The 6,389-nt window shown below is 47.4% G+C and carries 8 protein-coding genes; 2 read left to right on the plus strand and 6 right to left on the minus strand.

What is annotated here, in order from left to right; translation table 11 throughout:
- The coding region (locus tag ACOJS8_RS06690; RefSeq protein ID WP_420147763.1) for a carboxylesterase family protein at positions 1 to 706 on the minus strand (706 nt) is incomplete at its 3' end.
- 587 nt (positions 707 to 1,293) lie between these two features.
- Here ACOJS8_RS06690 and ACOJS8_RS06695 point away from each other — a divergent pair.
- Together ACOJS8_RS06695 and ACOJS8_RS06700 are read left to right on the plus strand one after the other, a co-directional pair.
- On the plus strand, positions 1,294 to 2,487 hold the full coding sequence (locus ACOJS8_RS06695) for an MFS transporter (RefSeq protein ID WP_420147764.1): 1,194 nt from the start codon (positions 1,294 to 1,296) through the stop codon (positions 2,485 to 2,487).
- A 259-nt stretch (positions 2,488 to 2,746) separates the two neighbouring features.
- Complete coding sequence (locus ACOJS8_RS06700; RefSeq protein ID WP_420147765.1) at positions 2,747 to 3,025, plus strand: hypothetical protein; 279 nt, start codon at positions 2,747 to 2,749, stop codon at positions 3,023 to 3,025.
- A 144-nt stretch (positions 3,026 to 3,169) separates the two neighbouring features.
- Here the strand turns inward: ACOJS8_RS06700 and ACOJS8_RS06705 are convergent, their stop codons facing one another.
- The 5 genes from ACOJS8_RS06705 to ACOJS8_RS06725 form a co-directional block, all read right to left on the minus strand.
- The gene (locus ACOJS8_RS06705; protein ID WP_420147766.1) at positions 3,170 to 3,793 is read right to left on the minus strand and encodes a TetR/AcrR family transcriptional regulator; all 624 of its coding nucleotides are present in this window, start codon (positions 3,791 to 3,793) and stop codon (positions 3,170 to 3,172) included.
- Positions 3,794 to 4,002: 209 nt separating this feature from the next.
- Complete coding sequence (locus ACOJS8_RS06710) at positions 4,003 to 4,278, minus strand: hypothetical protein (protein ID WP_420147767.1); 276 nt, start codon at positions 4,276 to 4,278, stop codon at positions 4,003 to 4,005.
- Positions 4,279 to 4,720: 442 nt separating this feature from the next.
- Positions 4,721 to 5,284, minus strand: coding sequence for a CAP domain-containing protein (locus ACOJS8_RS06715; RefSeq protein ID WP_420147768.1), 564 nt, complete (start codon positions 5,282 to 5,284; stop codon positions 4,721 to 4,723).
- A 239-nt stretch (positions 5,285 to 5,523) separates the two neighbouring features.
- Positions 5,524 to 5,715, minus strand: a complete 192-nt coding sequence (locus ACOJS8_RS06720; RefSeq protein ID WP_420147769.1) for a hypothetical protein — start codon at positions 5,713 to 5,715, stop codon at positions 5,524 to 5,526.
- A 100-nt stretch (positions 5,716 to 5,815) separates the two neighbouring features.
- Positions 5,816 to 6,211, minus strand: a complete 396-nt coding sequence (locus tag ACOJS8_RS06725; RefSeq protein ID WP_420147770.1) for a hypothetical protein — start codon at positions 6,209 to 6,211, stop codon at positions 5,816 to 5,818.
- Positions 6,212 to 6,389: the final 178 nt, after the last annotated feature.

Here is a 6,389-nt window from a genome sequence, read left to right on the forward strand (position 1 = left end):
CATGAATCATCCGCACGGGCTTTCCTCCAGCACTGATCAGTGCCGGGTCGGTCAGACCTGCCATCTCCACAATGGTCGAGATGGCGCTGCTCTGAGCCGGGTCGGCGCTGTTCTCGTTGCGGGAGGGCGTCTGGTCAAAATTCACCGACATAGTGGTAACGGCACCAGAAGAATAGCCCATAACCGCGATACGTCCTTTATCGATCCGCAAGGCGGCTGCATTGGCCCGCAGCCAGCGGATGGCTCCCAGAGCATCCTCTTTAGCATCATCCACCGCAGCTACGAAATTGGGATCAGACGGACTCATTTTTATTTTTTTAGTTGATAGTCGATAGCTGATGGAAACGGCCACATAGCCGTACTGGGCGTATAAGTTGGCATATTTAGCCATTGAACTCTTATTACCAGTAGTAAAACTACCTTCGTGAATCAGCACGATGACAGGTCTCTCCTGGAGGGTGTCATTGGCGGGCTGATAGATGTCCAACAGCTGGGTCTGGAGCTGCCCCCGGTCATTGATTGATTTGCCATAGGCCACATTGAGGCTTTTCTGGACCGAGCCCGTCAGGGGGCTAACGTAGCGCTGGGGGGTGGCGGCTGCCCGAGCCTGAGCTGAAGCCAGGGCCGGGGGGGCTGGGCTTAGTTGGGGCGTGCTACATTGAGCGAAGAGGCCCATCAGGGCGGCAAGCGTAACGAGTTTGTTCATTGGGTAGATTGATTAAGCAAGCAAAAGGACGAAAACAGGGTACGAATTGGTTGGGGGTTGGTCGGCTGGGACAGGGGTAAAGCTGTGGGCCGGGGATGCTGGTCTAAGTAGAATTGCTACGTAGCACGACGAAGCAAACAACTCAGGATAAAAGATGTACGAGTTACGCTCTGCAGAATGATCTCCTGATTCTGAATTATTTACAAATGAATTTGTAAATCGTAGGTCTGGGTGGATAAATCAACCTACACCATGAAAGACACAAGTTACACTAGACTACAGGCGTAAAATTACTTAACTATTAAATACCACAATAATACTTTTAGTTGATTATTCAAAGAATAAGTAACATAAATTCAACTTTATTCTTCAGAGATGCACATTTATTATGACTATCTGCTATATCATAAATACATTTTAAGTACCAGTGGTCAATATGGAAGTATGCAATCCCAACGGATAAAACTATCAGGCAACTATTTGCAAGTGCATCACAAAGCATATATTCTTGTAGTAGTAAAAGGCTTTTTAATTGGTTAAAAAGTAGCCTGGATTTCCATTTTTGTATCTCTTCAACTCTTCATGGTATGGACGTAGCATTACCAGTAGGCCATCTATCGAAAGCCCGTCTGGCCACCCAATTGACTTTTTTGGTTTGCGGCCTGGGCATGTCCAGCTGGGCTCCAATGGTCCCACTCGCCAAAGATCGGTTGGCATTAAACGACTCTGATTTAGGTTTGCTGTTGCTGCTATTGGGCGCTGGCGCTATGTTGATGATGCCGACTTCAGGCTGGCTGGTGGGTCGCTTAGGCAGCCGCACTGTTATAGCTGGTGCGGCAATGGTGATGGCGCTTGTCCTACCGCTATTACTTCTCCTTTCTTCCACAGTTGCTCTGGCAGTTACCCTGTTTATATTCGGAGCGAGTATTGGTAGCATTGACGTAGCTATGAATGCGCATGGAGTACAGGTACAGAATCTGTTTGGGAAACCCATCATGTCGTCTTTACACGGCCTGTTTAGCGTGGGTGGCCTTTTTGGCTCTTTAGGATTGGGGTTTTTAATTAAAATGGGGCTCAACCCACTCTATGCTATTATCAGTATTGCGGCTGTGATGATTCTCATTATACTAACCCAATACAAAGACTTATTTCCTTTAAGTCTTGAACGGCAGGCTATAGCAAAGTTCTCGGCTCCCGATGAGCACCCTTCAATGGGCAGTCAGCGGTTCAGCTGGCTAGACGGTCGTGTCCTTTTCCTGGGCCTGATGTGCTTTGCCATTTTTCTGGCTGAAGGAGCCATTCTTGACTGGAGCGCCATCTTTCTGCGCGATAGTAAAGGAATCGAAACGGAGCTTTCAGGGATGGGCTATGCAGCCTTTTCGATCGCTATGGCAATGATGCGGCTGGTGGGTGATAAGCTGGTGGCGCGCCTAAACAGTAGAACTGTCGTAGTAGGAGGAAGCATACTAAGTGCCCTGGGCTTAGCCATCGCCGTTTTGAGCCCCTGGGTAGCAGGATCAGTGATTGGTTTTGCGTTGATGGGTTTGGGCGCGGCCAACATTGTGCCGGTGCTTTTTAGCCAGGCAGGTGGTTTATCGAGTATTTCGCCAACCATAAGTATTCCGGCTATTACGACCATAGGCTATACAGGAATGTTGGCAGGACCGGCTTTGTTAGGCTTTATTGCGCAACGTTTTTCTTTATCTGTTGCTTTCGGCTTCCTGGTAGTGTTACTGATATTAGTCGCAGTAAGCTATGGTCTAAATAAAAAAGTAAATTGACACAACTTATAGATAATGAATTCGGCCGTGACCTATCAGCATACGATTCAGAAAAAGCACTCGCGTAAAATCCTTAACTACACTAACCACCTTCCATGCAGCGCTTAGGCTATCAATTGGAATACACTCAAAATTCGGTAAACTTATAGCGTTTCATTAGCCTACACTCTTGTTACCCTTATTTCCATAAAGCGGTTAAAACAAAATATTAAGTATTCTGTTCTACGTAAACCACAAACTAAATCCATACTCAATAACTATGATTACTGCGGATCAACTTCTACCAGGAACGTATCAATATACCTATCCTACCTTTATTGATACGCCCCAGCTAATTACAATTCATTACTTAACCCCTGATCAACAGAAGGCCTTTGTAAGCTTTCCTAAACACCCCAACTTTAAAGCGCCCCAGTTTGTACTGGTCAAATGGTTTAAATCGGTTATTCTGCAACCTATACAAAAGCGAAAGGCCAAAATACACCCACAGGAGAGTAGGTGGCACGTAGCAGTTAATAAGATATATACGTTTACCTAACCCAACACGTGAGGCAATATTAACAAAGATTGCAATGACCTATTCGAATAGACGAGACGACACATATCTGTTTTCATTTGATAGAAAAAGCCCCTGAAGAATCAGGGGCTTTTTCTATCAAATGAAAACCAGCCCCCAACCCGCCTACCAGCCCACCGCCGATGGGCCACCCGAGCGCGCCGTAGCCTCCCCCGACGAGGAGCCCGACTCAGCCAACACCTGGTGGAGCGACTCGATGGCCTGCTCGATCTGCTGCCACCCCCCCTCACTGCGCAGGTCCAGACCCAGCACCGACCGGTCCAGCTGCGCCTGAATCGTCAGGTACGACAAGGCCCCCAGCACCACCGCCCACAGGCCCCGCTGGCTGGAGGCCCCCGCCAGCTGGCTGACAAAGCCCGTTAGTTCCTCATCCAGCGCTTTGCTGATGGTCTGGGCCAGCTCGTCCTTCTCCTTGGCCGAGGCCAGCAGCATTTCCCGGGCGGCTCGCGAGGAGCGGAACTGGCGGAAGAGCTGCAGGGTCTGATGGGCCCGGCTGCTGCTGGGCTGAGGGGGGTGGATGGGCTGGAGCAGGGCCAGCCAGTCTGGGGGGAAGTGGGGCACGATTCGTCCCTGTCGGAGGTAGTAGTCGATCAGGCCTTCGACGCTGCCGAAGTAGCGGTAGATGAGCACTATGCTGACGTCGGCCTGTTGGGCCAGTGCCTGGATGGAGAGGCCCTGGAGTCCCTGTTGGGTGAGGATGTGTTCGAGTGCCTGCAGGATGCGCTGCATGGTGGCGGCCCGGTCACGTTTAGTGAGTTGAATAGTTTCCACGTGTATTGATGAAATGGTACAGCGTAATGCACCTGTTGGTATACTCGAAATGTTTAACCCATAATAATTATCTTTTAGATTAGAATAGGATCTAACTCTCCCAAAAGTCGCCGGGGGCGAATTCATGCCGCAGCAAACAGTAGCATTTACTCAGTTAATAAGGGAAATTATATAGATAATTTGGCTGAGCCTCCGTCTAGTTCGGTAGCAGTGGTTACGGGTAAATTTATCCGCGTACGGATTTTACGTGCCAGCCAGGTTAATAGCATGATTCCAAATAGTACTACCCATAACCAGGCGATGTCTAAAGCAACGGTGAGTACTGGCCCGCCGATAGGGTGGTAGGAAACCAGGTTATCGTAGAGTGAAGTAAAGCTTGATCGAAAAAGCGAAGGTGATAACAACAAAGCTATAACCGGCAGGAAGGCGTAGCGTTTTTTCATAAATAGTTTAGAGCAGGGAAGAGAAGATGGTTAATTAAAGCCCTGTTTAAGTAGTGTAAAAGTAGGAGTGATTATAGCTAGAGACTATGACAATTGTCTTCAATACTATAACGGATGTCTCGCCTTGTGCCTGAACGGTATTTTTACTTAGGCGACCGTATGACCGACCCAGGACTACAAGGTCAAAAATGCTTGGCCGTTCTGCGGGGAGATGGCAGATGCATGCGGAGTAAAACGGTTCGATGCTGGGTAAACTCGATAATGGCCGTTCGGCAGTGATAATAGAAAGACCGTTGAGAAAAGTTAAATTGTGATGCTACGGTTTTAGTCGCCCAAGTCATTGAAAAGATATACGTAGTACGTTACGTTGAGCGCGGTAGGTAATTAGAACATGTACTAAGCCTTTTGAAACTCGGAAGCGACGGGAAAACTAAAAAACTGCCTACAAGCTTTTTTGCTGAGAAGTGGCGAAATCGGCAGTCCAGTAATAATGATAGTTACCGCTGGCCGTGTATTTAAAGCCGACACCCACTTCCTTGATAGCTCCATCCATCAGGTTTTTGCAATGACCAGGTGATTTTATCCAGTCGTCAACGACCTCGCGGGCGGTTGGTTGTCCGGCGGCAATATTTTCCTCTACCAACGACCATTTGTAATCCTGTTGTGCTATCCGGTCCCAGGCATTAGCCACGTTTCGTTTGGGCTGAGTATGGGATAGTTTTAGCGTGGAGGCCATCCAGTTCGTGTGATTTTGCGCAGCCGCGGCTAACTTTTCGTTATAGACCAAGGGCGGAACGGCCCCGTATCGTTTGTTACCACATTTACATGGTTTTGAACGAGCCTGATTAATGTACACAAACACCTCGCGAATCATTTCGTCGGGTGGTGCGATACGTTCAATCGACAATTCCGGAAGTAGAACTTCTGATCTTGCTATCGTACCTGGTGAATGGTATACTGCTCCGAACAAAGTGATTAACAGACCAAGCCCATACTTTATTTTCATGGATTATTTTCCTGTTTAGTTGCCAAACCAGATTCGTTAGCCTGTAGAACGTCGATTCACCACCTAAATTTTGGGCAACGACGCCCATCACACGATAAGTTTAAGACTTAATGGACAGGCTTATTAAATGTTCTGATCTTATAACGCTCTTATCAACAAAAACATGAAGGCTATTTTGGCTTTCCCGTTCGTCAGAATGGTTTGGGGTTACTGTCAGCAGGGCCAGCGATGCTTATTTGCTAGCTGCGTATCTGACGAATTAGCCAATTAATCAGCATAAGGCTGAATAAAATAGCCCATAGCCAGGCAATGTTAAATAAAGTGATTTGAAGCGGACCGGCATGCTTGTAAAAATCGGGAAAAGCAGCTTGCAGAAGGGAAGGCGACAGCAAAAGAGCTATAATGGGAAGAACAGGGTAGCGGTTTTTCACAGAGGATTGTTTCCAAATAGGCGTTACCAAGTTATGTCAATTATTGACAACGAGTCGTCACCTTTTAATAAATAACGAGAGAGGGAACGTAGCAGGTATGTCAAGAGGTTTTTCTCTTTAACACAACCAAAACGATTGCAATTGCCAAACCGACGAATGCCCCCAGTGCACCCCAGCCAATGTCTTCAAAGCTAAAATACCGGTGTGGCAGCAGAAGCTGACCGGCCTCAGCGAGGATAACAACGCCGACTAAAACGAGCCAGCGAATAAACCAGCGGACTGGTGAGTTAGAGGAACGAGTGGGTAACAAACCGCCAAAAAGGCCTAAAAAAACGAAAGGTACCGCCGTTCGTAGATCGCCGTGAGATGTTTTGTCGGCCCATTTTCCCAGACGTTTGGGTATAAACCAAAGACTGCTTAGGTGTGGATCTGGTACCCAACTTAAATAGAACACCAAACCAATACCAACAACCAGGGCTGCATACATCAATCGCATAAGGCCAAATGTAGCGAATGAAAGCTTAAATCTGCTTAAACCAGCCCAAAATACGTCTATTACTTTATTGTACACCTTTTGGCTAATGCCGCCAGCTTTTCTGTATAAAAATCTTCAGAGGTAGATAGGCAAAGAATTTATTTTGACGTAGCTAATTCCATCGCTTGAGATGCATTGC

Origin of the sequence: Spirosoma sp., from assembly GCF_048594605.1 — a bacterium.
Classification (GTDB): Bacteria; Bacteroidota; Bacteroidia; order Cytophagales; family Spirosomataceae; genus Spirosoma.